We start from the raw sequence: 27,000 nt of genomic DNA on the forward strand, positions 1-27,000 counted from the left end.
GAGGCCACATGCCGTAAATTTTGCGGGTCGTCCGGCGGCGTCCGGCGGTTGGGCGATGTTTCATTCTGCATGTCAACGACGTGCCGGACACCTGGATGGCCACCCATCCGACTCTGCAAGCCCGCAGACCGTGCGGACTTGATCAAGCGGTCGAACTCGCAACGGGTATCGATTCGACTACATGCAGCCCGATAGGATCCGGCGCGCCGTGATCGGCTCGCCGAGTTGTGCCTGTCATGCCGGACTGGAACCGACTTGACAGCGGGATTCGCGGTCGAATTAATTATTTGCATCGGACTACTAATGCATTGGGGAGACTCAACCCGATTTTCGACCTTTACAACTTAAATTTGCGCAATGCGCGAAAAGGAAACGGAAAGTGGAATTCGTACGAATGGGAATCGTCTTTGTTCATCTCATCGCCTGCTGTGTCGCGATCGGTCTCGTGCTGACCAGTGACATTGCCATGATCAAGCGGCTTCTGGATTCCGACGCGCCTGCCGATCTTGCCCAGGTCAACCTGCCCAGTCTGCAGCACACCGTCACGTTGGCGCTGACGGTGCTTTGGGTCACCGGCATCGCGATCATTGCCTTCGATATGCGGACCCAGGGTCTCACGTATCTCCATAACCCCAAGCTGCAGGCCAAGATCGGCATCGTCGCGTTGCTGACCTTCAACGGTATCGCGTTGCACTCCGCGGTTCTTCCGGCATTGCAGAAGGCGGGGTCCCTGCTGAAGCTTTCCTTTGAACGGCGCATGGTTGCCATTTTCGTGGGCGTCGTCTCCGCAGTCTCGTGGTTCTATGCGGCAATGCTGGGCGTCGGGCGTCCGTTGAGCTGGAAGTATTCCTTGTTCCAGATCCTGGCAGCTTACCCGGCACTGATTGCCGGCGGAATCGCAACCATGTTGTTTGTCACGGCACTGGCGAAATCCAGGAAGCCCATTGAGCGGCGGGATGCCGAAAAGGTCGCGGCCTATTGAGCGCCGACACCCGGCGGAAAGGCCCGGTCAGACGGCGCCGGACGCGTGCAGCGTGTGAATCTGTTCGTCGGCGTAACCGAGTTCGCGCAGCACGGCATCGGTATGCTGGCCGAGCGCCGGCACCGGATCCATGCGCGGATCGTCGCCCGGCGCGATACCGGGCGGCAGCAGCGCAGGGATCTCGCCGGCAGGCGTGTCGGAAAGCGTCGGAACAGGCCCTATGCGAGGGTCGCGCTCGCGGACATGGTCAGCCAGCCGTCGTGATCCCTGGCCCAGAGGTCGATGCTCTTGCCGTCGTCGGCGAGGCGGCCGCACACGCTGAAGGTGTTGCCGAGGAAGGTCGGCCGCACCGCGCGGTACGCGTATTCGCCGATCGTCGCGCCGGGCAGCGAGCGCGTCACGAGGTCGAGCAGCAGCGTCGAGATCAGCGGGCCGTGCACGACGAGGTCCGGATAGCCTTCGACGTCGCGCACGTAGGTGCGGTCGTAGTGAATGCGATGGCCGTTGAAGGTGAGCGCGGAATAGCGGAACAGCATGACTTCGTCGGGCGCGACGTCGCGCTGCCATTGCGCATGGTCGGGCGCGGCCTTCGGCGGGGGCGCGGCGGCGCCGGGCGCGGCCGGGCCGCGATAGACGATGTCGTGTTCCTCGCGGATCGCGACCTCGCCCGCGGATTCGATTACGTGCTCGACGGTGACGAAGCCGAGCGTGCCGCTGCGGCCTTCCTTGCGTTCGATCGACAGCACGCGCGACGTGCGCGTCGCGATCGCGCCGATCGTCAGCGGGCGTTCGAACGTCAGCCGGCCACCGGCCCACATGCGCCGCGGCAGCCCGAGGTCCGGCAGGAAGCCGCCCTTGCGCGGATGGCCGTCCGGGCCGAGCTCGGCCTGCTGCGCGATCGACCAAAAATATAGCCAGTGCCAGGCAGGCGGCAATACGTCGCCCGCCGCGGGAACGATCGGATGATCGAGCGTGGCCGCGAGGGCGACCGCACGTTCGGCGCTGATCAGGTCGGTCGCGACCGGTTGGGCATCGTCGCTGGCATGCGACCGGGGAGCATCCACTGTTACCTCCATTGCCGGGCAGGCCGGCTGCTCTGACTGGGCATGAAGAGACTTTAGGCGAAGCGCACGCGCATCGGAAATGCCGTTTGAGTGTGCCGGTCATAGGGGCATCCTATGACTTTCGTGTCGACCGGGCCGCCATGGACATGCGTCAGCTCTGTTACTTCGTCAGCATCGTGGAATATGGGAGCATCGGGAAAGCGGCCGAGAAACTGTTCGTCGCGCAGCCGTCGCTGAGCCAGCAGATCGCGAAGCTCGAAGGCGACATCGGCGTCACGCTGCTGGTGCGCAGCCCGCAGGGCGTGAAGCCGACCGCGGCCGGGCAGGCGCTGTACCGCCACGCGCGGCTCGTACTCCGGCAGATGGAGCAACTGCGTCAGGAAGTGCGGGATGCGCGGGCCCGGTCGCCGTGCCTTGATGACGGACGGATTGATGAACATGTGTGAAATGACATATTCGTTACCGCGTCTGCACATGCCCCGGCCGATCGGCTCACCCGCGCACGGGCGAGCCGGCAGGTCGTGCGCAAGCGTCGGTGGTCGGCAGGTTGTACGAACGTCGATCTAGACACTACACTGATTATCGGCCGGCGCCGTGACACGCGGCTCATCCATTCAACACGCATCACAGTACTAATTAAACGCGTGCCGACAATCGCCATAGGGATGGTTGCCTTGTGCGTCAACATCCACCGGGGGACGTGGCGATGAAAATCGGGGCTGCGCATCATCCGTCAACGGTTTGCTAGCCGAACGGCGCGCGCATGAGCACGACCGGAGGCATTTGCGCGACGTCCCTCGGGCTGCACGGCTCGAGCCCGGCGATGACCGACCTGCGCCGCTATCTGGCGAAGGTCGCGCAGACCGATACGACGGTGCTCGTGACCGGCGAAACCGGCACCGGCAAGGAGCGGGTCGCCACCGCCGTCCATCGCCTCAGCCCCCGGACCGACAAGCCGTTCATCGCGGTGAACTGCGCCGCGGTGCCCGACAGCCTGTTCGAATCCGAGATGTTCGGCCACGAGCGCGGCGCCTTCACCAGCGCCCAGCACGCGTTTCCCGGCCGCTTCGTCGAGGCCGACGGCGGCACGCTGTTCCTCGACGAAGTCAGCGAGATGCCACCCGCCGTCCAGGCCAAGCTGCTGCGCCTGCTCGAAGACCGCACGGTGATGCCGGTCGGCTCGCTGCGCCGGCGTCCGGTCGATGTCCGGATCGTGGCCGCCAGCAACGAAAGACTGGAGGACCTGGTCGCCGAACGCCGTTTCCGTGCCGACCTGTTTTATCGCCTGAACGTCGCGCGCATCGAGATACCGCCGCTGCGGGAACGGCCGGAGGACATCGCGTCGATCGTCGATCACTTCGTCGCCGAACAGAACCAGCGGCGGGCGATGCGGGTGGGGCGGCCCGATCCCGCGTTGCTCGAGTGCATGCGGCACTACCGGTGGCCGGGCAACGTGCGCGAGCTGCGCAACCTGATCGAGGCGTTGTTCATCGATGCGCCGGAAGGGCGCCCGTTCGGGCTGGGTGACTTGCCGCCGGCGTTTCGCCGCCTGTTCCTGCAGGACTTTTCCGCCGGCGAACAGGAGCGCGAGCGGCTGGTCTCGGTACTGCGCGAGACCAACTGGAACAAGATGGAGGCGGCGCGCCAGATGAACTGGTCGCGCATGACGCTGTACCGCAAGCTGGCCAAGTACAACCTGGACGCCGGCAACACTGCACCGGTGTAACAGCCCCGGCTGTCACATGGTACAGCCGGGCAGCGCTCGCGAATCCCGCCTCGGCCGGGAAATTCCACGGCAAATCATGCGCTTGCGCCGGCGCACACGCATTGGCCCGCTCCTTGCGAAGCAGAACGGACAGACCGCCCGTCGCCACGCAAGGAGGCCGTCGTGCACGTCATCGAGCCACTCCCGGACGCCTCGCCGGATCCGGCCCAGCCGGCCGGCCAGCCACGGCCGCTGCTCGCCAGTTATGCGAACTATTTCGAGGTCGGGCACAACGCGTTCGAGTTCCTGATCGATGCCGGGCAGGTCGAGCCGCAGTCCGGCAACGTCCAGTTGATGAGCCGCGTCGCGATCAGCCCGGTTCACGCCAAGCTGCTGGCGCAGCTGCTGGCGCGTGCGATTGCCCAGTTCGAGGCGACGCACCACGAAATCCCCGACATCGGCGACCCGGAACCGGATCTGGAGATGCTTCCCCCGCAGGAATTCGAACGGCGCGCGATCGATGCGCGCAGCAAGCCGATGCTCGGCGGCCGTCACGACGAGCCCGATCAAAACCAGAGCTGAGGACACGACATGGCAGCGCAACTCCATCCCAACCGCATGGTCCTGACCGACCGTTTCCCGATGCTGGGCTTCACGATTCGCGTCGGCCACGCGCCGTGCGTCGCGGAACTGGTGATCGCCACCGATCCCGCGCTGTTCATGCGCAAGGACGGGCGCACGTCGTCGACGTTCTATACCAGCCGCGAGGACGGCCTGCTGGCGATCCCGCGCGGCGAAGCGGTGTTCATGGTGCCGCCCGCGGTGCTGGCGCGCTTCGCGGGCGCGAGCCGGCTGTGGTTCGGACTCGCCACCGCCGCGTCGCCCGATGCCGATGCGTGGACGGTCGACGTGCTGCCGAATGCCGACAGTCCGTACGTGTCGCTGTCGGGGCTCAGCGACCGGGGGTTGCGCAGGGTCCGCGTGTTCCCGACGCGCGGCACCGCCGCCGTCAGGAGTCCGCTGTTGAACTGGGCGGGCGACAACGCGCGGCCGGGCGCGACCGCCGTCCCGGCGCCTGCCGCGCCGGGCGCCGTTTCCGTCCCGCCGCAGCAGGCCGTCGCGCCCGCTGCGCCGCGCCATGACGTCCATTACGACGACGGGTTCGGTCCGCTTCCGCCGCTCAATGCCGCCACGCCGATCGCAACGCCGCCCGCAGCGACGCCGCCCGCAGCGGCGCCGGCCGCGCGCCCGGCGCTCGCCGTCGCACCGGCACCCGTGTCGCAGGGCATGAGCGAGGATACCGAGTTCCGCATTGCCGGCGAGCGCCGCGGCTTTACCTGGCCACGACCGCGCAAGCTGTCGACCGTCGAGCGGGCCGCGCTGCGCGCGATACTGAGCGCGAACCCGGCCACCGCGTCGCTGATGCTGCTGCTGCCGGTAGCGCTGCGCAACGGCCTGTCGGTCTCGATCGGCGCCGGCGCGGGCGCCGGGCTGGAAACCGGGGGCGCGGGCGCGGTCGGCCTCATCTTCGACGCCAATGGCGACGACATCGGCGTCTTCGTGTCGGGCGAGCTCGACTTCGGCTACATCGTGTCGGCGAGCCTCACCGGCCAGATCAGCCTGCTGCGCGGCCATATCGACGATTTCTCGGGCACCGGCACGACGGCGGGCGTGATGGTCGGCGAAAGCCCGGCCGGCGGCATTTCGGCACTGTTCAATGCCCGCGGCGAATTCGTCGGCGTCACGCTGTCGGCCGGCGTCAGCGTCGGCAGCCCGGTGAGCCTCTTCGTCGGCGTCTCGCGCGCCGCGGCGGGCACGCTCGCCACGCCGTCGCCGTCGCCGTCGTCGTCGTCGCTCGCGTGGTCGCGCGGCCTGGGCGCCGATCCGGAGGCCTACGGCATCGATACGCCGCCATACAGCGACGACGATACGGCCGCCGATCCACCCGCGACGGCCAGTGCGCTGGCGCTCGGGGCGCGCGAGAACAGTCTCGTCACGCGCACCGCGGCCAGCCCGAATTTCGACGAGGGGCGCGGCAGCAAGACGATCGACCGCATCATCATCCACATCGCCGACGTGCCCACCGTCCAGCAGGTGGTGAATACCTTCACCAATGCGTCGTCCAAGGTGAGTTCGCATTACCTGGTCGGGCAGGAGGGCGAAGTCGTCCAGTTCGTCTCCGAGGCCGACACGGCGTGGCACTGCAAGGGCTCGAACCAGCGCAGCATCGGCATCGAACATATTGCGGTGAAGCGCGGCGGCGCCGACTACCCGCGTCGCAACGGCACCGTCCAGCATTTCGACGCGCTGGCACCGACCCAGCTCGAGTACGAAACCTCGGCGGCGCTGGTCGCATCGCTGTGCGACAAGTATCAGCTGCCGGTCAACCGCACGACGATCATGGGCCATCGCGAGGCCGACACCTCGACCGGCCATACCGCATGCCCCGACGGCAACTGGGACTGGGATTACTACATGCGGCTCGTCACCAGCCGCACCTGCCAGCCGCAAGCGGCGGGCCAGGCGCTGGGGCTCGCCGCCCGCGGCCTCGGCGACGACATTCCGCTCGATCCCGGCGTCGGCGGCCTGTCGATCGGCACCGACGCGCTGGAGATCGGCGACATCATTCTCAGCACCACCGGCAATCCCGGCTCCGGCGTGATTCGCGCCGGCTCGGGCGCCGAGGTCAGCCACGCGATGCTCTACGTCGGTCAGGGCGGGCAGGTGATCGAGGCGATTCCCGGCGGGGTCCAGTTGCGCCCGCTCGCGGATGCGCTGGCCGACGCGCGCCTCGCGGTCGCGTTTCGGGTGCCGGGCCTGACCGATACGCAGCAGCGGCAGGTCGCCGATGCCGCCGCGCACTACCTCGATCGCGGCTTCAACTATGTCGGGCTGGTCCGCTGCGGCGGCTACCTGATCGATCGCCGCGCGTGCGACCTGCTGTCGGGCGATGCGGCGGAGCGCTGCCGCCGCTTCGTCGGCCGCATCGAGCTCGGCGAGGGCGCCGACACCGACAGCTTCTTCTGCTCGCAACTGGTCGCCCAGTCGTTCCAGGACGCCGGCAAGCCGATCGTCAGCGTGCCGCCGCACTGGGTGCCGCCGGGCGATCTCGCCAGCCTGTCGACCGGCACGATGGCCCCGGGAACGCTCGCGTATGTCGGCCATCTGAAGGCGCCGATCCCGAGCCGCGGCTTCTTCGGCATGAGCCAGGCATTGTCGGTTACCGCGGACGCGGCGCGCACGCTGGGCGCCGACGACTGGACGGTGAACTGGGACGACGTGCAGATGACCCCGCAGCCCACCGACATGGGGTGCTGGGCGACGGCTGCGTCGATGGTGCTCGGCTGGCGCGACAACCAGAGCGTCGATCCGACGCTGCTGGCGCGCTGCATCAGCCTCGAGCGCCAGATGCGCGACGGCCTGGCGCCGGCCGAGGTGGCGGGGTTCGCCGCTGTGTCGACGCTCACGGTCGAACCCAATGCGTGCTTCGCGCCCGAAGGCTTTCGGCGGCTGCTGGAAGCGAACGGGCCGATCTGGGTCGCCGAAGTCGTGCGCGCGCCGGTCAACTTCTTCCATGCGGTGGTGGTGACGGGCATGTATCGCAGCGGCGACGCGTATTTCGTGCGGATCACCGATCCGCTGGACCGGGTGGTCGGCACGCCGGGCCATCCCGGCGCGCGGACCATTCCGCCGACCCACGCGACCGGCAGCCGCTACATCATGACCTACGAGGATTTCGTATCGGAGTACGAGGCAGCGGCCGGCATCGGCGTGATCCAGCTCATGCATTCGGGCGGCACGTTCGGTCACCTGATCAATCGCGGCAGCGCGGCGGGCGCGGGCTACGCGCTCGGTGTCGAGCCGCCACCCGCGGGCGGCGAGTTCGGCTTCGGCGTGACCCTGACCCGGCGCACCGAGCGCCGCGACGGGCGCAGCTACGATCTCGCGCAGCTGGCCGGGCTGGTCCAGCCCCCCAATGCGCTGGCGGGCGGCGCCGGCCAGCCGCGCATGTCCGGCCAGCGCATCACCCTCGATGACTGGCCGTACATCGACGGGCCGAGCGGCCGCACGTCGGCGCCGGTGTCGATCGACTGGGCGTGGCAGGGCGGCGCGGTCGGCGACGTGACGATTGCCGCGGGCCAGGGACAGATGCTTGACGGCTGGACGGCGGTCGTCCGCGCGGATATCGGTCGCGGTTCCGGCACGCCCGGGCGGGCGAGCGTCACGCTGCGCATCACCACTACGTTCCGGCATGCCGGCGAGGAGGATCAGGTCGGCGTGACGGAAGTGGTGCTGAGCGGCGACGGCCGCTTCCAGACCGTGCACGGCGCCGACAGCGCGCCGCCGCTCCCGGCAAGCGGCGCGCAGCCCGCGCCGCGCGAACCGCAACCTGCCTGACCCCTGAGGGACACGCGCGATGGCTCGCCACATTCCCCCTCCGCCACCACGCGGCGCGATCGTGCCCGCGGTGGCACTGGCTCGCGACGCGTTCGGCCGCGAGATCGTCGACGGGTCCGGATCGGGCGACCCGGGCAGGCAGGACGGCGCGTTGCCGCAAGCGGCGCCGGCCGGCGGCGGGGCGCCCGGTGCCCCGGGTGCGTCGGCGCCGCCCAAGGAGAAGGCGACGGACGCCATCGGCCGGCGTGCGGCGGCGCTGGCCGATGCGATCGACTTTCCGACCTTCGTCGCGAGCCTCGTGCATGGCACGTACGACGCGATCGTCGACAGCTCGATCAAGCAGGTCGAGAGTTTCGCCGACCTGGTCGGCGCGGTGGCCAAGCCGCTGGACCAGTTCACGCAGGAGAACGTGACCGACGGGCAGGCGCGCGCGTGGCTGGTCGAACAGTATCCGCACGACGTGACGCTGACGCAGGACGGCGGCGAATACCGCCTCGCGCCGGTGGTCCGGCCCGGCGACGACGACGCGGCCCCCGCGCCCGCGTGGCTCGCCGATTTCGGTGCGGCCGACGGCGCGTTCGACGCCCAGACGCTCGAATCGGTGGTGCTGCCCCGTGCCCGCGAACGCGTCGCGCAGCATCGGTTGTCGACGCTGTCGACGATGGTGCTGCTGGGCATGCAGCGGGTCGTGGTCAAGGACGGGACGATCGCCGCCAGCCTCAATTTCCAGGCCAAGGCGCGCGATCGGGCCGCCGTGCAGTATGCGACGTCGAACGACCCGTCGTCGGGACAGACGACCTGGGGCGGACGGGGTAGCTCGGGCGATGTCGTCACCACGGTGTCGACCGTTGCGGTCAATGCGCAAACCGACACCGATCTCAAGGCGACGCTGACCGGGAAAGTGAGCATCAATTTCGCGTCGGAGACGCTGCCGCTCGACCGTTTCGTCGACGAGGCGTCGCGCAATCTGCTGGAGCGGCACAGCCGGCCGGCGGCGCGGATCGCACCGCCGGCGGCGACGGCCGCCCAGCCCGCTGCCCCGGTTGTGCAGGTTGCGCCGGTGGCGGCGCCCGCGCCTGCCGCGACGCAGGCGCCCGCCACCGTGCCGGCGGTGTCTGCAACGCCCGCCGCACCGGCCGCACCCACCGCGCCAGCGGCGCCCGCATCCAGCCGGGGAGAACCGGCATGATTGCGCCGCGGCCGCTGGGCGAGACGCTGGGCGCGTTCGCCGACGTTGCCGAACAGCTGACCGCGGGCGCGGCGCAGGGGCTGCAGGTGCGCTCGATGGTGATGGAACTGCCGCTCGACCTGCGCATCGCGCGGGGCGCCGACGGCATCGAGCTGGTCGGCGAGCTGCCGCGGTTCCTGACCCGCACGGCCTTCGATCCGGAGCCGGCACGGCTCGCGATCGTGCTCGAAGCCGTGCCGATCGATGGAGCGGGGCAATGAACAGCAACGCCAGCCTGCGTCTCGAGGATTTCATCCAGGCCGTGCAGAGCCAGCTCGACAACGCGCAGGCGGCGATGGCGATTAAGGCGCGCAACCTCAACCTGCCGCTGACCTTCGCGATCAAGGACGTCAACCTCGATCTGCGCGCCCATGTCGAATTCGTCGAAAGCGAGGTCTGGATTCGTCCCGCCGGCCCGGGCGACACCGACAGCAGCACCTTCCATCTCGTCTTCACGACCATCACGCGGCCGGCGATCGAGGAAAACGCGATCGCGCTGTCCGAGGACAGCAAGGACCAGCCGCTCGACGCGCTGGGCGACGAGCTCTCGGCCGAAGACCGCAAGCGGCTGGAATGGGCCGGCGTGCGCACGGTCAGGCAATTTCAGCAGGCCGAGCAGCGCGACATGGTGCATGCGATCGGCCGCGTCACCAATCTGTCCGTGGACCGGCTGCGCCGGGCGCTCGATCGGGCGTCCGCGCCGAGCGTCGAGCGGGTCGAGCCCGTGGCGCCCGCCACCGATGCGCAGCCCGATGCGTCGCCGCTGCTGCGCGTGATCGGACGCAATCTCGTCAACGGCACGCACGCGCCGCTGGTGCGGATCGGCAATCGCCCGGTTGCCGTGCTGCAATCGGCGGACGACGAACTGCTGCTCGCGCCCGGTCGCGACCAGTGGGCCGGCGAGCTCGCCGTCTCGCCGACGAGCCGGCATGCCGCCGCCCTGGCGTTCGACCTGAGCGCCTTCGCGCCGCCGGCGCCCGCGGCCAAGCCGATGACCCTGGCCGCCGTTCCCGGTCATGAGGAGGCTCGGCCATGACGATCCATGCACTCGGCACGCCCTGGGCATCGCCCGGCGAGCGTCAGTTCAGCCTGCCGACCAGCCTGCTCGTCAAGCTGGTGCTCGGCGAAGCGCCCGAGCATGTGCCGTCGATCCGCGACGTGACGCGCGGCGCGCTGGCCGCCGCGCAATGCATCGACGGTGGCCCGGTCGACCGCATCCTGGCCGCGTTCGCCGGCCGCTTTCTCGCGGTGCGCCCGTTCAGCGCGGCAGCCGGGCGCTGGGTGCCCGGGCACGCGCACCTCGGATACGACGCGATCGAACAGATGACGGGCATGGCCCGCACGCTGCTGCTGCGCGTGCCGGCGGGCACGCCGATCGGCGCGCTGTGCGACTCGCTCGCCCAGCTCGCGACCGTGGAAAGCGTGACGCCCAACTACGTGGCGATGGTCCCGATGGACGCGCCCGGCCGCCTCGCGCCCGTGCCGCCGGCCGCGCGGTTCGCGCAGGATGCGCGCGCGCTGGTGCGCATGGCCGACGCGCACGCGATCGAGCGGGGCGACAGCGGCGTCACGGTCGGGCTCATCGACAGCGGCATCGCCCGCCAGCATCCCGAATTCGCCCATGCATTCCGCGCGGGCGCCGATACGGTGCGGCTGGAGCCCGGCGACTTGTCGCCCGGCGTGCAACTGCTGAGCGGTCACGGTCATCGCGGCGATTTTCCCGAGGATCGCTTCGTCGGTCACGGCATGGGCTGCGCGGGCATCATCGCCGCTGAAGGCGTGGCGATGCCGCGCGGGCTCGGCGGCGACTGCCGGATCCTGCCGATGCGCGCGCTGGCGGCCGCCCGGCTGCCGGGCAAGGCGCATGCGATCGGGCTCGGCGCGATCGCCGACCTCGATCGCGCGCTCAAGCTGGCGGTCGACCTCGGCGCCAAGGTGATCAACATGAGCTTCGGCACCGACGATGCGACGATCGCCGCCAATCGTCCGAAACCGCATGCCGACACGGTCGCGTATGCCGCCGCGCGCGGCTGCATCCTGGTCGCCGCGAGCGGCAACGACGGCCGCGTGACCCGCTACTGGCCCGCCGCCTATCCGCAAGTGATCGCGGTCGGCGCCGTGGGCGACGACGGCCGGCCGACCGCGTTCTCGACGCGCGGCCCGCACGTCGCGCTGTGCGCGCCGGGCGAACGGGTGCTGACGAGCGCGATCGAGGCTTATCAGCTGGCGACCGGCACCAGTTTCGCCGCGCCGTTCGTCGCGGGCGCCGCGGCGCTGCTCGTCGCGCACGCGCAGCGTCGCGCCTATCCGCTCGACGGCGCGACGGTACGCGATCTGGTCGTTGCCACCGCGCGCCCGTTCGCGCCCGGCGCGGCCGACGGCTGCGGCATCGGCATCCTCGACGCGGCGGCGGCACTGCGGGCGCTGTCCGGCCGCATCGACGCGTATGAAGCGGCGGGCGACGACGGTTGCACGGGCAAGGACGGCCGTGCCGACGACGGCTGACTTGCACACGGGATCCCGCTCACTCCCCCGAACCGACCGGATTTCAAGGAGAAGTTAAATGTTTCACGTCAACAATCAAGTCCGCTTCCTCGACCTCGTCGACCTCGAGACCCGGGCACGCGACGGGCTGGTCGATATCGTCAACCGGCTCGAGTCGCTGAAGCGGCCGCCGGTCGCCGCCGAGCGGGAGCAGCTCGCGCTGTGCAAGGCCATCCTCGCGGTCGTCTACGACACGCAGCCGTCCGGCGGCGTGGCGGAGGTGTGCGATCCGCTGTTCGTCGCCACCCGCGAACTGCTCGCCAGCAAGTCGCTGGTCAACCCGCCGTTGCTCTCCGAAATCAACGGCCAGCTGGTGTTCGGCACGCTCGACGCGGGCGGCGTCAATGGTGTGAACGGCGCGAACGGCGCGGATCCCGAGCCCGCGTCGATCACGCTCGTCGCGCTGGTGCTGGGCATCCTCGCGGTGGACGGCGCCACGCCGCCGCCCGTGAAGGTCGACGGCGGCAGGACCGTGCCGGACGACGACAACGTGCTGATGAACGCCTTTACCCGCCAGTTCTTCGCGGCGGTGGGCGAGGCCAATTCGTACGGCGCGCTCGCGCAGCGGACGCTGGCGCTGCTGTGTATCGAGGGCGATCCCGACGGCCGTGGCGGCGAGCAGCCGGGCGTGGTCACCACCGAATTCGCGCGCGTGATGCGCGGCCTGCAGGCCCGCAAGATCCAGGCCGACGAGCCGCAGTTGCGCCGCCGCATCAACGAGGAGCTGAACACCGTCCAGAACATCGGCGGCGAGGACGCTATCGCCGATCTCGGCATCGACCTGCCGAACCTCGAGGATCTGGAGGACGCGAACATCGTCGCCGACAACGTGCGCGTGATGGGCCCGATGATCGTCGCCGCGATGTTCGACGAGCTCAAGGTGTTCCAGGTGGTCGACCGCATCGTCGAGCAGTTCCAGCACGGCACGCTGCCGATCGGCCCGGGCAATGCCGGCAAGCTGCTCTATCGCTACTGGCGCGAAACGCCGAACCGCATCTCCGAGCAGGAGCGCAAGAACTTCGCGGCCATCACGCTCGGCGTGCCGGGCGGCGATCCGAACACCGCGGGCAACCGCGAGTTCAACGACCTGTGGATCCGCTTCGTGTCGTCGGTGTCGTCGTTCGTGCGCCAGACCGAAGTCGACTCGCTGCTGCGCGCGAGCGTGCCGAACCCGATCAACCACCAGCAGGTGCGCAAGGCCGCCCGCGATCTCGCCGGCAACCTGTCGCTGCATGGCTACGGCATGGCGCATTACGCCGCGCGCGAGATCCAGTCGCAGGTCAAGTTCATGATCGATCTGCTGCAGGATCCCGAGATCCGCGGCTGCTACGGCGCCAAGGACATGTGGCAGGTGATCGACCAGGTCGCGACCTACGATCTGGGCGGCGCGCGCACCAGCTCGCGCTATCGCACGCTGGCGACCTGCGGCACGATCATCACCGCATGGCTGGCCAACAACGTCGATCGCGTCAACAAGGCGACCGGCCCGCTGCTCAGCATCGACCAGATCGCCAATCCCGATGTCTCGTCGAACCACAAGTCGACGGTCGACCCCACCGACTACGACCTGGTCAACGCGTGCGAGCTGTGGCTGGCCGATACCGCGACCACCGATACGCAGATCGAGCAGTTCTCGCAGCCGCGCGAGGCGCCGCAGATGACGTCGAAGCCGGTGCCGATCCCGGCGATGGCGCGCGAGATGCTGGACGGCGTCGGCGACATCGGCGCGGGCATCGGGCTCGGCGCGGGCGTGCCGGTGAAGGCGGGCTACGGTGTCGGCACGCACAACGGCGCGAGCTTCTACTCGAACCGCCCGCACTGAACCGGCGTTGCGTGCGCTGCGCCATTCCCGAACCCTGCCGGAGCCGAGCCATGCCCCTGACCTCATTCCGCGAACCGGTCGTCGCCCGGGTCGAACGCCGCCTGAAGAGCGCCGCGCGAAGCCTCGGCACCGCCGATCCCTTCGCGCCGTCGCGCGACCTGTTCCTGCGCACGTTCGGCGACGGCGCCGACGATCTGCGGTTCCGCGACAACGCGCTGATGCCGATGGCGGTACCGTTCGAGCCCAGCTTCTCGGAAAGCCAGCCGGGCAAGCTGCGCTTCACGATCGAGCCGTTGCCGCCGGAGGCGTCCGCGATCGACCGGCGCGACGAGTCGACCCGCGAAATGCGCAAGCTGATCCGGGACTTCATCGGCCGTGAAGCGCTGCACTGGTTCGACCAGGCGAGCGAACCGTTCCGGGGCTTCGCGCGGCCCGGCGGCAACCTCGACTACGGCGCGTTCTTCGGCTCCAGCTACGACCGCGACGGCCTCTACGCGTCCAAGGTGTACTACGAGCTGCCCGGCGACACCGGCACGATCGATAACCTGCCGCGCGACCTGGCCGGCATCGTCCAGGCCGCGCTGCGGATGGTGCCCGGGCTCAAGCCGCTGTTCACCACGATGGCGGCCCAGCGCGATCTCGGCGGCCAGCGGCTCACGTTCGCATGCACGCAGGCACTGCGGCTCACCGATCTGCAGCCGGTCATGGATGCGCTCGGCATCGGTCATCGCCTGCCCGGCATCATGCAGCTCCTGGGGCTGGTGCTCGGCGGTCGGTTCGACCTGCCGCCGCACGGCGCGCTGCTCGCCTTCGGGCTCGGGCCGGACGGGCCGGATGTCGAACTCTACGTGCTGCTGTCGGCGATCCCCGACGTGCCGCCGGCGTTCCTCAGCCTGCTGACGATGGGGCTCGCCGAGCGGCCGCGCGGGCTGCAGGCGCTCGAGCGATGGATGGGCGCGTTCACGCCGGAGGACGCGCATTGGCCGGGGCGCTTCTCGATCATCAGCCTGCGCACGGACGCGGCCTGCCCGGCACGGGTGAGTCTCTACCTGCGCCCCATCGAGTTCGAACTGCCGGTGGACGCGTCCGCCCAGGCCAACTGAATCGCTTCGTCACGCGTTTCCCGCGAGGTCGCCATGTTCCCGCAAGCTGCCCGTTCCACGCCGATCGCGCCGCCGCCGCGCGCCGCCGCGGCCGCCCCGCGTCACACGCCGCCGGTGCCGGCCGACGAAGTGCGCCACGGCGTCGCGCAGATGCTGACCCGGTCGCAGGCGTTCAACGCAATGCCCGACGCCGATCGCCGCGACATCGCGCGCAACACCGCGTTGATCGCCGATTACCTCGCGCGGCCCGAGGGGTTCGCCGGCCACGAGATTCCGGGCGGTGTGGGCACCGCGCCGGCGCGCGCGCTGGACGACACCGATCATTCGGCGCACGAGGCGGATTTCAACACGCACAACCAGGCCGTCGACAGCATCGGCAAGTCCACGTTCACCGCGTCGGCCGCGCACGAGGGTGCCGCGGTCGCGGGCGAGCTGCTGAACCAGGTCAAGTTTCCGACCTTCGTCGCCAGCCTGATCAGCGGCGTGTTCCAGTCGATCACCCACAGCTCGATCGAGCAGATGAAGGCGTATCAGGAAATGATCGCGCAGGTGGCGAAATCGCTCGGCCAGTTCGCCGACGAGCACGTGACGGAGAACCAGGCGCGCGATCATATGGTCGGCCAGTTTCCCGACCTGTTCGAGATCGGCATGGACGACAGCGGCGATACGCCGAGCCCGCGCGTGCAGGTGCGCGACGGGGTCGACCCCGACGAAGCGTCGAAGACCGTGCGCGCCCGCCTGCAGATGGGCGACGGCGATACCTTCGACCTGTCGGACGAAGCCTCCGAGCTGGCCATCGTCAACCGCTTCAAGATGCAGCTCGCCAAGCAGCGCCAGCAGATGCTGGCCTCGATCGTGCTGATGGGCATCAACCGCATCGTCGTCACCGACGGCAAGATCTCCGCGAAGATCATCTACGACGTGCGCGCGCAGGACACGCTTTCCAAGCAGCGTAGCGCGACCGCGGTCGACCTCGCCCGCGACAAGGACGGCAACGTGCAGACGACCCATGCCGGCAAGGGCACCTACGATCGCGGCGGCAAGTACGACTCGAGCAACGACAAGGACAACGGCCGCCAGTACAGTGCGGACTACTACGCGAAGGGCGACTACGAATACGAGAACAAGCCGATCATCACCGCGTCGACTGCCGCGTCGGAAACCAGCAACGCGGCGATGCAGACCAAGATCCAGATGTCCGGCGCGGTCGACGTCAATTTCAAGAGCGACTACCTGCCGCTCGACAAGATGGCGACGCCGCAGATGATCGCCACCATCACCGGCAACGCGACGCCGGCCGATCCCAACGTGCTGCCCAGTCCGAAAACGGCCGCGGCGGCGGCCGCACCGGCTGCCGCGCCGGCTTCAGCCCCGGCCGCGGCTGCGGCTCCGGCTCCGGCCGCCGCGCCGGCTCCGACCAGGGGAAACTGAGCCATGCGCCTGCCCGCTCCCCCCGACGCGCTTCACCCGGTGCGGCCGCCGACGAGCGCCGCCGCGTTCGACGCGACGCGGCCCGAGGTGCGCCGCCTGCTGACCGCGATTCCGTCGTTCCTCGACCTGCCCGACGACGAGCGCCGCCGCATCGCCGCCGACACGGTGCGGGTGCTCGCCTACCTGGCCGATCCGAACGGCGTGCATGCCGAGATCGCCGAGCGCGAGGCGAACGGCGAACTGCCGCCGACCGGCCTCGCGCGCCCGATCGCGCAGCCGCGTCCGGCGCCGGCCGCCGCAGCGCTGGCCGACGATCCCGTCACCGCGACCAAGCGCCAGCTCGCGCAGGATCCCGGCTTCGCCGGCAAGGACTTCCAGGCCGGCGCGGTGAAGCAGGGCGTCGAGCAGTTCGGCCAGATGGTGCAGAAGGTCGATTTCCCGAAATTCGTAGGAGGCCTGATCAAGAACGTGTTCCAGGCGATCGTCGAAAGCTCGATCGAGCAGATGCGCGCGTATGGCGAGCTGATCGCGAATGTCGCCAAGACCACCGCCCAGTTCATGAGCGACAACATCAGCGAGGGGGCCGGCCGCGACTATCTCGCCGATTCGTTCCCTGACGTGCTGTCGGTGCAGGCGCAGGACGGCGCCGACGCGTTCGACGCGGACAGCGCCGGCGCGGCCGCCGCCGCGGCGCCGACGCGGCTGGTGGCGCAGGGCGACAACGCGCAGCAACGGCTTGCCGAGATCAGCCGGAACTACAACCTCGATCCGCCGGTGACCGACCTGTCCGACGACAAGTCCGAGCTGCGCCTCGTCACCGCGGCGCGCCTGCAGATGGCGAAGCAGCGTCAGCAGCTGCTGTCGTCGATGGTCATGCTCGGCATCAATCGCATCGTCGTCACCGACGGGTCGATCAACGCCAAGGTGGTGTTCGACATGCGCGCCAGCGACACCGCGAAGCGTACCTACACCGCGTCGATGCACGACCGCGAGAGCCAGAAGTACAAGGAATCGCTCAACGCGCATTACGGCAGCTGGTACACGCCGTATTCCGCCGACGCCGCGTTCGAGGGGCAGCAGGAACACGTGGCCACCGTCGGGTCGGCGCTCGACGACACCAGCGAATCGAAGGCGGAGGTGAAAGCGAAGCTGTCGGGCGAAGTCCGCGTCAACTTCAAGAGCGACTACCTGCCGCTCGAGAAGATGGCGACGCCCGAGATGATGTCGGTGATCCAGGGCAACTCGACGCCGTACAACCCCAACAAGCCGGCCCCCGCCGCCGGTTTGCCCGCCGGGCAGCACTGAATCATGGCGCGCATGCTCATCGCCCCGCCGGCGGATGCCGGGCTCGCGGCCGCCATCCGGTCGGGGGAGCGGCTCGTCGAGCGCGCGACCGCGCACGGCCTGGCGTTCGCGCTCGACGAGCTCGGCGACATCGCGATTCCCGATCCCGTTGCCGCACGCGTCGACAAGGCGCAGCTGCGGGCGCTCGCGTCGCTCTATCTGGCGGCCGATCTCGAGCCCGCGGGCGTGATCCCCGCGGTCGAGGCGCTCGCCGGCCTGTCCGCGAGCGGCGCCGTGGGCGTCGATCTCGGCGGCGCGGAGCCGCTGGTCGCCAACTGGTGGCGCCACCGCGCCGAGAAGCTCGCGGCCGGCGAGCGTGCGGCGTTCTATTCGCGGTTGTTCGGCACCGCGTACGGCCCGGCGGCCGCGGATGCCGGGCGCAACGTCCCGTTCGAGGAGTGCATGCTCGAGCTTTGCGAGGCGCTCTACAAGCTCGACGAGACGCCGGGCGCCGACCCGCGCGGGGATCTCGGGCATCAGGCGCGGGTCCGCGACGCCGCCCGCGCGCTCGCGCAGAACCTCGGCGCCGCCTGTACCGGCGTGACCGCGTTCATGGCCGGCGAGATCGTCGGCATGCTCAGGGACGCGTTCGCGATCCTCGGCCATGCCGACCTGCGTCACGGCTTCGCCGCGCGCGACATCTGGGGCGTGGTTTCCGGCATCGGCCGGCTCTCGCGGCAGCCGCCGCGCCCGCCCGCCGCCTATGTCCGGCGCGGCAAGGCGGGGATGACCGTGATCGCGTGGCTGGCGGACGTCGCGGATGTGCTGGACGGCGCGTCGCCGCTGCTGAGCACCGACAATCCGGTGATCGCCGCCGCCGCCGACTGGATCGAGGCGACGCTCAGCCTCGGCGAGAAACCCGACGGCCCGGCGCCGGTCATTGCGGACGCCGGCCGCGCCGGGCCGCCGGCTTCGCGGGCGGGAGCGCCGCCGAACGCGTGGGCGGCACTGGGGCGCTGACATGAAACCGCGTCGCTCAGGCCGTCGCGATACGGGCGGCACAACCGGGGTGCCGAAGGCGGCTCGCGTGCCGTCGCCCTCGCGGCCGGGCTTCAGGCGTCGCGAGATACTCGCCGCGCGGGGGAGCCGCTGACATGACGGCAACCGCGCACCTTGCGCGTTCGCCGGCGCCGCGGCCCGACGTTCGTCATCGTGTCCGCGAACTGCTCTCCGCGCAGCAGGGCTTCGACACGCTCGATCCGGCCACGCGCCGCGATCTCGCGTCCGGGCTGGTGCGGATCGGCTCGCTCGCGCTGGACCACGACGCGCTCGCGGCGCGTCCCGGCACCGCGCTGGCCGTCGCGCAGAACGCGGGCTCGGAGTATTCGGGCACCGCCATCGACCGGATGGCCGGCACCACGCGGGCGGTGCTCGACGCGGTGTCGTTCCCGCGCTTCGTCACCGAGCTGATCACGGGTGTATTCAAGGCGATGAACGATTCGAACCAGCAGCAGCTGACTGCGTTCGTCGACCTGATCCGCAATGTCGCGCAGACCACCGAAGGCTTCGCGGACAGCAACGTCGGCATCGCCGGCGCGCGGCAGTGGCTGGCCGAGCATTTCCCGACCGCGTACGAGGTCACCGGCGACGACGAGGCCGCGGACGACGCCGACGAACTGGCGGGCCTGCCGCCGGACGAGCGCCGCCAGCGCCAGCAGGAACTGCAGGCCGAGCGCGATGCCGCGACCCGGCTGGCGTTGCGCCCGGGCGCGACGCCGCCGACCGAAGCGGCGCTGCGCAGTGCGTTGGGAATGGGCCCGGGCGATGCGGTGTCGGCCTCCGATCCCGAGCGCCTGGTGCCGCTCGCGCAACAGGTGCTGGCACGCAACCGCCAGCAGTTGCTCGCGACGATGGTGCAGATGGGTTTGCAGCGCATCGTCATCGAGAGCGGGCGGCTCAACGCCGCGATGAATTTCCATATCGACGCGAGCAGCGCCGCCGCCAACGATCGCGGTTCGCAATTCGATACGCGCAACACGGTGGGCGTGAGCGGGGGTGCCCGCTTCGGGCCCTGGGGCGCCGAGGCCAACGTGCAGAGCACGATCGGCTACGTGTCGACCGACCGGACCCAGACGACCGAGAGTTCGCACGCCGACGTCAACCTGAGCAGCGGCGTGGAACTGGTGTTTCGTACGGATTACGTACCGTTGAACCGGCTGGCGGGCGTGGGCGACATCGAACGCATCCGCGTCAATACCATCAATCCGGATGCCGAAGCGGCGCGCCTGTCTGCCGATCGCACCGCGCAGCGCAGCGCCGAACAGGCCGACATGGCCGCGCGCCGGACCTCGCTGGACGGCGGGCTGCGCGCGCCGCCGGTCACCGCTCCCGCGGCTTCGGGTTCCGCGGCGTCAGGCTCGGCAGCGGGTGCCAGCGCCAGCCAACCGGCAGCGTCGTCGCCGAATACGGCGTCTGCGCCCAGACCCGCACCCGGAGCAGGAGCAGGGGCAGGACCCGCGCCGCAGCCGGCTTCCGGGCCAAGCGCCGCTGCGTCCCCGTCGCCCGCGCGTCCCGCGACGGCCGCACCTCGATCGCCTGCGGGCGCAACGACAGCGGGACACCGCGCAGCATCATGAACGCGCATATCGTTGGCCGGGCCGTTTCGAAGGCCGGGACGTCGCGGCCGCGCGGTCCACGGCGGCATCGCGCAACCTTCAAGGGCTGGCGTCGGCGCAGAGCCTGTACAACGCAACGCGACTTCGCGACGAGCGCCCCGGCGCCCGTCAACCGTGACCGAGATCGCCTGCCACCGGCGCCTGCGCCCAGTCGAGCGCGAAGTCGGCGACCGCCTCCCAGCCTTGCTCGCCGCAGGTGTAATGACTGCGGCCGGGGAACAGCCGGTATGCCGAGATCGCCCGCGAGCGTTTCGCGTTCTTCTCGTAGTTCTCGCGCTGGACGGTCGGCGGCAGGATGTGGTCGTTGCCGCCGGCGATGAAGAGCAGCGGTGCGCGCTGGTCGTTCGCGAAGTTGTAGCTCGTCGCCGCATTCGGCGTGACGTTCGCGAAGCCGCCCTGAAACAGGATGCGCCCGGACACGGGGACGGCGTAGCGGTCATAGACCGGCTTCGATTCCGCGAGGCTCAGGTTGTTCGTGAACGCGTAGTGGAATTCCGTCTCGGTGATGGGCACGGCGCGATGCAGGTTGGCCGGATTGCGCAGGACGGGGAAGGTCGCCTTGATCTCGCTGAACGGCAGCGCCCACACGCCCTTCACCGCCGCACCGTCGATCGATACGCCGGCCGTGCCGAAGCCCGCGTCGAGCAGGAGCTGCACGAACGCGCCGCCGAACGAATGCCCCATGATGATCGGCTTCGTGTCGAGTGCCGCGATCGTTGCGGCGAGGTGCTCGAAGATTTCGCGCGCGCCGAGGTTCACGAGCGGCGACGGATCGCGGCGCAGTGCCTCGACCCCGGCCGTGCCCGGCTCGATGCCCGGATAGCCTGGCGTGATGACCCGCATGCCGCGCTGCTCGTAGCGGGCGACCCAATGCTCCCACGACAGCGGCGTCATCCACAGGCCATGTATCAATACAACCGTGTCGGTACGCGTTTCCGGATTCATATGCCTGCTCCTGTGGTCGCTGGATGACGCCCGTCACGCCCGCGAGTGTGCCGGGCGCTCCGTCGAATCTCTTTGACATCGGCACCGCCCGGCGTGAATGATGTGTCCATCTTAAGGACCATCCGACTACGCGACATGGCTGAAAAACCGGAATTCTTTGCTGAAACGCCGACCGGGCTGGACGATGGCGCAGATCCGTTCGCGTTCAGGCGCGACGCCTTTTCCGACGTGCTGGAGCTGATCCGCATCCGTGGCAACACGGTTTTCACCTGCGCGGCATCGGCGCCTTTCGGGTTGCGCTTTCCTGCCGGGAAATACCGCCTGCATATCATTCGAAGCGGCAGCGTGACGATCGAGGTGGAGGGGCTCGGCTAGCGCTATCAGGCGTCGCAGGGCGACCTGGTCATGCTGATGCATGGCCACGGCCATGTCATCGCCGACCGGCCGGGCCGTTCCGCCCGCCTCGTCACGGAGCTCGCGCCACAGTACTACGACCGTGAGCGCCTGACGATAGGCAGCGGCGACACCACGTGGCTGTGCGGCGATTTCGGCTTCGACGGCGTGCTGTCGCGGCGCCTGCTGTCCGTGCTGCCGCCGGTGCTGGTGCTGAAGGGTTTGCGGGAACGGCCGTTCGAGTGGCTGGAGCTGAGCTGCCATTTCATCCTCGACGAGGCATTGAGCCCGCGCGCGGGCGCCGCCGCGATGATCTCCCGGTTGCTGGACGTCATCTTCGTCCAGTTGCTGCGCACCTGGGCGACGGAGGGGGAAACGGGCCACGGCTGGCTGTCCGGCGCGATCGACAGCAGGATCAATCCGGCGATGTCCGCGATTCACGCGGATCCCGGCCGCGCATGGACCGTCAACGACCTTGCCGAGCTGTCGAACCTGTCCCGCTCGGCGTTCGCGGATCGCTTCCAGCGGGTCGTGGGCCAGGCACCGCTGAGCTATCTGACGACCTGGCGTCTGGACCGGGCGGCGGAGCTGTTGCGCTACAGCCGCGCGCCGGTATCGGATATCGCGAACCGCGTCGGCTATACGTCCGAGGCGGCGTTCAGCCGCGCGTTTCGCGCACGGTACGAGATGTCGCCGATGCAGTGGCGGCGCGCCAATAGCGATTAGGTCCGCGCAACGCTTCCGGCGTGCGGCGCCGATGTCGAACGAGACACCGGCGCCGTCGTCGCGTCAGCCGGTGTCCGATCCTGATCACGCCAGGGGGGCGACCGACGCGCCCGTGATCCCATGGCGCTTCAGCGCATCCGCGACGAAGCCCGACGCCTTCATCTCTTCGACGAACGCACCGAGCAACGCGGCGGCCGCTTCGCCGCGGCTCTTCGGCACGCCCATCGCCTGGCGGATCACCATGAAGCGCTCGTCGAGCAGGCGCAGGCCCGGCGTCTTCGCGGCATCGGCTTCGAGCTGCTGCTTCACGCCGGCCGCGACTTCGAGCTGCTGTTCGACGAACGTCGGCACGACAGCCGGCGACGTCGGCGCGCGCACGATCTGCGCGGCCTTCAGCTCGCGCGTGAGGAACAGGTCGTACGCGCTGCCCTTGCCGACCGCCACCCGGTTGTGCGGCTGGTCGACGTCCGCATTGCCGCGGATCGGCGAATCGTCACGCACGAGATAGAAGCCTTCGATCAGCACGTACGGTTCGGTGAACGCGACCGTTTCGCCGCGCAGCGGATCGACCGCGAAGAAGCCGAAGTCGGCGCGCTCTTCGGTCAGCGCCTGCACCGACTTGCCGGCGGCGTCGAACACCACGAGTTCCAGCTCGGCCGACAGCCGCTCGGCGAACGCGCGCGCGAGGTCGATCGACACGCCGAACGGCTCGCCTGTGGCCGGGTCGCGGTTCGCAAGGATCGAGTTGCCGAGATTGATCGACGCGCGCAGCTTGCCGGTCGGGGTGAACGCGGAGAGGACGGAAGGATCGATGGGCATGAAAGGGCTCGTGGGGGAATCGGGTGCGCGGGTTGCGCGGGCGCTCGGGGCGCCGCGGGAAGCGCCATCCTCGGGTGTCGGTTCAATGATCGCGGGATTACCTGACCGCGACTTCCGTATGCACGACTTGCGGCGGGCTCTTGAAGAACGGGCCCGCCAGTTGCCGCCACGCCTGGAAGTCGTCCGATTGCCGGAAATGCACCATGTGGTCGTCCACGGTGTCCCACTTGACGACGAGCAGGTAGCCGCCGCTGCGTTCGATCACGCGGTGCAGCTCGGCGCCGCCGCAGCCGCGCGCACGGGCGAACAGCGGGAGTGCCTGGCGAACCGCCGCCTCGAATGGCTCGGCCTGCGACGGATCGATTTCGAGCGATGCCATTTCCAGAATCATGAAGGCTCCATAGGGGGTGAATGATGCGAACGGGTCGTGATGCGACGTGCGCCGTGACGGCGCATCCGGCAACGATACCGGAAGTCGGCGCGGTGGTTGCATGCGGCTTTCATGACGCCGGCGTCTGCATCGTGCTTGTCAGCGTTTTCCCTGATACGGAATGTGCGTGATCCGGCCGATGTCACAGAGGTGGTGAAGATAAATCCATCCGAGGCCAGCCATGACGACATCCGCAATAGACGGAACGAACGAAGCACCACCCGAAACGATCGCCGAAGCCGCATCCGACAACGCCACGGCGACCCCGTCGATCCTGCTGGTCGACGACGAACCCAGTGTGCTGTCCGCGCTCAAGCGCGTGTTGCGGCCCGCGCGCTACGACATCCTGACCGCCGAAAGCGGCGAAGCCGCGCTCGACATCCTGGCGTCGACCGACGTCGACCTGATCGTGTCCGACATGCGGATGCCGAACATGAGCGGCGCGGCGTTTCTCGCACGCGCCCGCTCGCTGTACCCGGACACGATGCGGATCCTGTTGACCGGCTATTCCGACATCGCGTCGATCGTGGAGGCCGTCAACGAAGGCGGCGTGTATCGCTACCTGAACAAGCCGTGGGACGATCACGACCTGCTGATGACCATCGCGCAGGCGCTCGAGCAGCGGCGCCTGCGCGGCGAAGCCGCGCGGCTGGCCGCGCTGACCGAGGCGCAGAACGAAACGCTGCGCCGTTTCAACACGGAACTCGAAACACAGGTGCGCGCGCGCACCGAGGAACTCGCGCAAACCGTGATGTTCCTCGAAGCGGCGCAGCACGACCTGAAAAGCAGCTTCACCGCGATGGTCCAGGTTTGCGCGAGCATGATCGAGATGCGCTGCGGATCGGCGAGCGGCCATGCGATGCGCGTCGGCGAGATCGCGCGCCGTCTCGCGCTGTCGGCCGGGATGAGCAGCCTGCACGCGCAGGACGTGTATTTCGCGGGACTGCTGCACGGCATCGGCAAGCTGTCATTGCCCGACGAACTGCTGCACAAGCCGATCGTCAGGATGACGACGGACGAACACAGCCTGTTCCAGCAGCATCCGCTGCGCGCGCAGATGGTGCTCACGCCGGTCGTGCAATTGCACAAGGTCGCGTCGATCGTGCTGCACCAGTACGAGCGATTCAACGGGCGCGGCACGCCGGACGGGCTGGCGGGCGACGCGATTCCGCTCGGCTCGCGGATCGTCGCGATCGCGCGCGACTTCGAAGGGCTGCGCAACGGCGAGATCGGTTCGCCGCATTCGGTCGAGCAGGCGATCGACGTGCTGCACTCGCAGGCCGGCGTGCGTTACGACCCGCTGCTCGTCGCGCGCTTCATCGAGCTGACGCGGGATCCGGCGAGCCTGGGCATCGCGGCGTCCGTCGCGGAGATCCGGTCCGCGCAGCTGCGCGAAGGGATGCAGCTCGCCGACGATCTGCGCACGCATCGCGGCGTGCTGTTGATGACGAAGGGCAGCGTGATGTCGGCGCACCAGATCGAGCTCGTGCGCCGCTTCGAGGCACGCGAAGGCACCTCGTTCGACATTCTCGTGCTGACCGGCACTGCCGTGTCAACGCAGGCGCCGGCGCCGACGCCGGCCGACACACCGCCTGCGTGACATCCAGCACACCGCACGGCCGTGGCGCGCGATCGACCGCGCGTCGCGGCAACGCGTTCAATTCGACCGGGACGCTCGATCATGCATGGCACCTACAACCTGCTGCTAGTCCTGCTGTCGCTCGTCATCGCGACGCTGGCCGCTTATACGGCGCTCGACCTGGCCGCGTTCATTGCGCTGCTCGACGACCCGAAGCTCAAGCGCGCGTGGCTGGCCGGCGGCGCGGCCGCGATGGGCACCGGGATCTGGTCGATGCATTTCGTCGGCATGCTGGCGCTGTCGCTGCCGATTCCGCTCGGGTATGCGCTGCCGGATACCGGCGCGTCGCTGGCGATCGCGGTGCTCGTGTCGTATTTCGCGCTGAACGTCGTCACGCGCGCGCGGTTGAGCCGCGGGCGCCTGTTGGTTGGCGGCGCGTTGATGGGCGCAGGGATCGTCGGGATGCACTACACGGGCATGGCCGCGATGCGCATGGCGCCGGGCATCCGCTACGATCCCGCGCTGTTCGCGGCGTCGATCGGCGTGGCGGTGATCGCGTCGACCGTCGCGCTCTGGATGGCGCAGACGTTGCGCGCGCAACAGGCGCGCCATGCGACCGCGCAACGCATCGGCGCCGCGCTGATCATGGGCATCGCCATCACGGGCATGCACTACACCGCGATGGCGGCCGCGCATTTCGCGCCGGATGCGCGCTGCGGTGCCGCGAACGGTATCGATGCGCCGTGGCTCGCGACGACCATTGCGCTGTTCACCACGGCGACGCTGATCGTCACGCTGCTCGTCTGCCGCTTCGATGCACGCACGACCTTTCTGCGCGGCATGACGGACACGCTCGAACGGTTGGTGCGATTGCGGACCGCGGAGCTCGAAACGGCGTTGCGGCGCTACGAGCAGACGACGGCGATGCTGCAACGCACGCGCGAGAACATGGCGACCGAGATCGTGGAGCGCCGGGCGGCGCAGATCCGGCTCGAACAGGAGAAGGACGAACAGCGGCGCCTGCTGCGGGCGCTGGAGGACACCCACGTGCAATTGCTGCAATCGGAAAAACTCGCGTCGATCGGCCAGCTCGCGGCCGGTGTCGCGCACGAAATCAATAATCCGATCGGCTTCATCAGCGCGAACCTCAATACGCTGAGGACGTGGGTGCGAAGCCTGCTGGACGTGATCGCCGCGCATGAAGCCGCGCTGCCGCAGCTGGCGCCCCCGGCGCGCGACGCGCTGGCGGCGCTGCACGCCGCGGCCGATCTGGACTACGTGCGCGACGAGATCGTGACGCTGATCGACGAATCGATCGATGGAGCGGTGCGGGTGCGGCGCATCGTGCAGGATCTGCGCGATTTCTCGCGGCCGGGCAGCGGCGAGTGGAGCGTGGTCGACATCCACTCGGGCCTCGAAAGCACGCTCAACGTCGCCCATAACGAACTCAAGTACAAGGCCGACATCGTGCGCGAATACGGCGACGTGCCGCACGTCGAATGTATTCCGTCGCAGTTGAACCAGGTATTCATGAACCTGCTCGTCAACGCGGCGCACGCGATTCCCGAGCGCGGGGTGATCACGATCCGCACGTCGAGCGACGGCGAGCAGGTGTCGATCGCGATCAGCGACACCGGAACCGGCATGACGCCCGACATCGTGCGACGGATCTTCGATCCGTTCTTCACGACGAAGCCGGTCGGGCAGGGAACGGGGCTGGGGTTGTCGGTGTCGCACGGCATCGTCGAGCGCCATCGCGGCGCAATCGATGTGACGAGCGAGCCGGGGCGCGGCACGACGTTCTGCGTTCGACTGCCGATCCGGCGCGCGGAAGGCCACGTGGACGCGGCGGCAGTCGAGCAACGGGCATGA

The 27,000-nt window shown here is 69.2% G+C and carries 21 protein-coding genes and 3 pseudogenes; 19 read left to right on the forward strand and 5 right to left on the reverse strand.

Annotated features, from left to right (window positions below; translation table 11 throughout):
• Positions 1 to 394 precede the first annotated feature (394 nt).
• A complete protein-coding gene (locus DIE06_RS22875) occupies positions 395 to 982 on the forward strand; it encodes a hypothetical protein (protein ID WP_124663292.1) in 588 nt (195 codons plus the stop codon).
• 27 nt (positions 983 to 1,009) lie between these two features.
• Here the strand turns inward: DIE06_RS22875 and DIE06_RS22880 are convergent.
• Together DIE06_RS22880 and DIE06_RS22885 are read right to left on the reverse strand one after the other, a co-directional pair.
• A pseudogene (locus tag DIE06_RS22880) lies at positions 1,010 to 1,189 on the reverse strand (CoA transferase); the annotation flags it as partial.
• Positions 1,190 to 1,200: 11 nt separating this feature from the next.
• A complete protein-coding gene (locus tag DIE06_RS22885; protein ID WP_185733451.1) occupies positions 1,201 to 2,058 on the reverse strand; it encodes a MaoC family dehydratase N-terminal domain-containing protein in 858 nt (285 codons plus the stop codon).
• A 128-nt stretch (positions 2,059 to 2,186) separates the two neighbouring features.
• On the opposite strand from DIE06_RS22885, the pseudogene DIE06_RS22890 reads away from it, so the two are divergent.
• From DIE06_RS22890 to DIE06_RS22955, 14 genes and pseudogenes are all read left to right on the forward strand, one after another.
• Positions 2,187 to 2,438: pseudogene (locus DIE06_RS22890) on the forward strand (LysR family transcriptional regulator); the annotation flags it as partial.
• 371 nt (positions 2,439 to 2,809) lie between these two features.
• Positions 2,810 to 3,772 (forward strand): sigma-54-dependent Fis family transcriptional regulator, encoded by a 963-nt coding sequence (locus DIE06_RS22895; protein ID WP_124663294.1) that lies wholly within the window; start codon positions 2,810 to 2,812, stop codon positions 3,770 to 3,772.
• Positions 3,773 to 3,934: 162 nt separating this feature from the next.
• Positions 3,935 to 4,333 carry a DUF3467 domain-containing protein gene (locus DIE06_RS22900; RefSeq protein WP_124663295.1) on the forward strand — a complete coding sequence of 133 codons (399 nt, stop codon included), beginning with the start codon at positions 3,935 to 3,937 and terminating at the stop codon, positions 4,331 to 4,333.
• Between the two features lie 9 nt (positions 4,334 to 4,342).
• Positions 4,343 to 8,149 carry an N-acetylmuramoyl-L-alanine amidase gene (locus DIE06_RS22905; RefSeq protein ID WP_260433742.1) on the forward strand — a complete coding sequence of 1,269 codons (3,807 nt, stop codon included), beginning with the start codon at positions 4,343 to 4,345 and terminating at the stop codon, positions 8,147 to 8,149.
• A gap of 19 nt (positions 8,150 to 8,168) precedes the next feature.
• Positions 8,169 to 9,338, forward strand: coding sequence for a hypothetical protein (locus tag DIE06_RS22910; protein ID WP_124663296.1), 1,170 nt, complete (start codon positions 8,169 to 8,171; stop codon positions 9,336 to 9,338).
• A complete protein-coding gene (locus DIE06_RS22915; RefSeq protein ID WP_124663297.1) occupies positions 9,335 to 9,598 on the forward strand; it encodes a hypothetical protein in 264 nt (87 codons plus the stop codon). Before DIE06_RS22910 ends, DIE06_RS22915 begins: the two co-directional genes overlap by 4 nt.
• The gene (locus tag DIE06_RS22920) at positions 9,595 to 10,413 is read left to right on the forward strand and encodes a hypothetical protein (protein WP_124663298.1); all 819 of its coding nucleotides are present in this window, start codon (positions 9,595 to 9,597) and stop codon (positions 10,411 to 10,413) included. Before DIE06_RS22915 ends, DIE06_RS22920 begins: the two co-directional genes overlap by 4 nt.
• Positions 10,410 to 11,882 carry a S8 family serine peptidase gene (locus DIE06_RS22925; RefSeq protein ID WP_124663299.1) on the forward strand — a complete coding sequence of 491 codons (1,473 nt, stop codon included), beginning with the start codon at positions 10,410 to 10,412 and terminating at the stop codon, positions 11,880 to 11,882. Before DIE06_RS22920 ends, DIE06_RS22925 begins: the two co-directional genes overlap by 4 nt.
• A gap of 58 nt (positions 11,883 to 11,940) precedes the next feature.
• Positions 11,941 to 13,743, forward strand: a complete 1,803-nt coding sequence (locus tag DIE06_RS22930; protein ID WP_124663300.1) for a hypothetical protein — start codon at positions 11,941 to 11,943, stop codon at positions 13,741 to 13,743.
• Positions 13,744 to 13,793: 50 nt separating this feature from the next.
• Positions 13,794 to 14,846 carry a hypothetical protein gene (locus DIE06_RS22935; protein WP_124663301.1) on the forward strand — a complete coding sequence of 351 codons (1,053 nt, stop codon included), beginning with the start codon at positions 13,794 to 13,796 and terminating at the stop codon, positions 14,844 to 14,846.
• Between the two features lie 33 nt (positions 14,847 to 14,879).
• The gene (locus DIE06_RS38395; RefSeq protein ID WP_185733452.1) at positions 14,880 to 16,277 is read left to right on the forward strand and encodes a hypothetical protein; all 1,398 of its coding nucleotides are present in this window, start codon (positions 14,880 to 14,882) and stop codon (positions 16,275 to 16,277) included.
• A gap of 3 nt (positions 16,278 to 16,280) precedes the next feature.
• On the forward strand, positions 16,281 to 17,582 hold the full coding sequence (locus DIE06_RS22945) for a hypothetical protein (protein ID WP_124663302.1): 1,302 nt from the start codon (positions 16,281 to 16,283) through the stop codon (positions 17,580 to 17,582).
• Positions 17,583 to 17,585: 3 nt separating this feature from the next.
• A complete protein-coding gene (locus DIE06_RS22950; RefSeq protein ID WP_124663303.1) occupies positions 17,586 to 18,581 on the forward strand; it encodes a hypothetical protein in 996 nt (331 codons plus the stop codon).
• Positions 18,582 to 18,715: 134 nt separating this feature from the next.
• Positions 18,716 to 20,197 carry a hypothetical protein gene (locus tag DIE06_RS22955; protein WP_124663304.1) on the forward strand — a complete coding sequence of 494 codons (1,482 nt, stop codon included), beginning with the start codon at positions 18,716 to 18,718 and terminating at the stop codon, positions 20,195 to 20,197.
• A 147-nt stretch (positions 20,198 to 20,344) separates the two neighbouring features.
• On the opposite strand, the gene DIE06_RS22960 is transcribed toward DIE06_RS22955, so the two are convergent.
• Positions 20,345 to 21,181 (reverse strand): alpha/beta hydrolase, encoded by an 837-nt coding sequence (locus tag DIE06_RS22960; RefSeq protein WP_124663305.1) that lies wholly within the window; start codon positions 21,179 to 21,181, stop codon positions 20,345 to 20,347.
• Positions 21,182 to 21,316: 135 nt separating this feature from the next.
• Here DIE06_RS22960 and DIE06_RS39085 point away from each other — a divergent pair.
• Together DIE06_RS39085 and DIE06_RS39090 are read left to right on the forward strand one after the other, a co-directional pair.
• A pseudogene (locus DIE06_RS39085) lies at positions 21,317 to 21,925 on the forward strand (cupin domain-containing protein); the annotation flags it as partial.
• Between the two features lie 75 nt (positions 21,926 to 22,000).
• Complete coding sequence (locus tag DIE06_RS39090) at positions 22,001 to 22,300, forward strand: helix-turn-helix transcriptional regulator (protein WP_260433747.1); 300 nt, start codon at positions 22,001 to 22,003, stop codon at positions 22,298 to 22,300.
• Positions 22,301 to 22,384: 84 nt separating this feature from the next.
• Here DIE06_RS39090 and DIE06_RS22975 read toward each other — a convergent pair whose 3' ends face one another.
• Positions 22,385 to 23,119: an ABC transporter substrate-binding protein gene (locus tag DIE06_RS22975; RefSeq protein ID WP_124663308.1), complete on the reverse strand. Its 735-nt coding sequence runs from the start codon at positions 23,117 to 23,119 to the stop codon at positions 22,385 to 22,387.
• Between the two features lie 97 nt (positions 23,120 to 23,216).
• Positions 23,217 to 23,510 (reverse strand): antibiotic biosynthesis monooxygenase, encoded by a 294-nt coding sequence (locus DIE06_RS22980; protein WP_124612774.1) that lies wholly within the window; start codon positions 23,508 to 23,510, stop codon positions 23,217 to 23,219.
• 220 nt (positions 23,511 to 23,730) lie between these two features.
• Here DIE06_RS22980 and DIE06_RS22985 point away from each other — a divergent pair, with 220 nt between their 5' ends.
• Together DIE06_RS22985 and DIE06_RS22990 are read left to right on the forward strand one after the other, a co-directional pair.
• Positions 23,731 to 25,149, forward strand: a complete 1,419-nt coding sequence (locus DIE06_RS22985; protein WP_124663309.1) for an HD domain-containing phosphohydrolase — start codon at positions 23,731 to 23,733, stop codon at positions 25,147 to 25,149.
• Between the two features lie 81 nt (positions 25,150 to 25,230).
• Positions 25,231 to 27,000 (forward strand): histidine kinase, encoded by a 1,770-nt coding sequence (locus DIE06_RS22990; RefSeq protein ID WP_124663310.1) that lies wholly within the window; start codon positions 25,231 to 25,233, stop codon positions 26,998 to 27,000.

The sequence above is a fragment of the Burkholderia sp. Bp8998 genome, from assembly GCF_003854235.1.
In the GTDB taxonomy this organism is placed as follows: domain Bacteria; phylum Pseudomonadota; class Gammaproteobacteria; order Burkholderiales; family Burkholderiaceae; genus Burkholderia.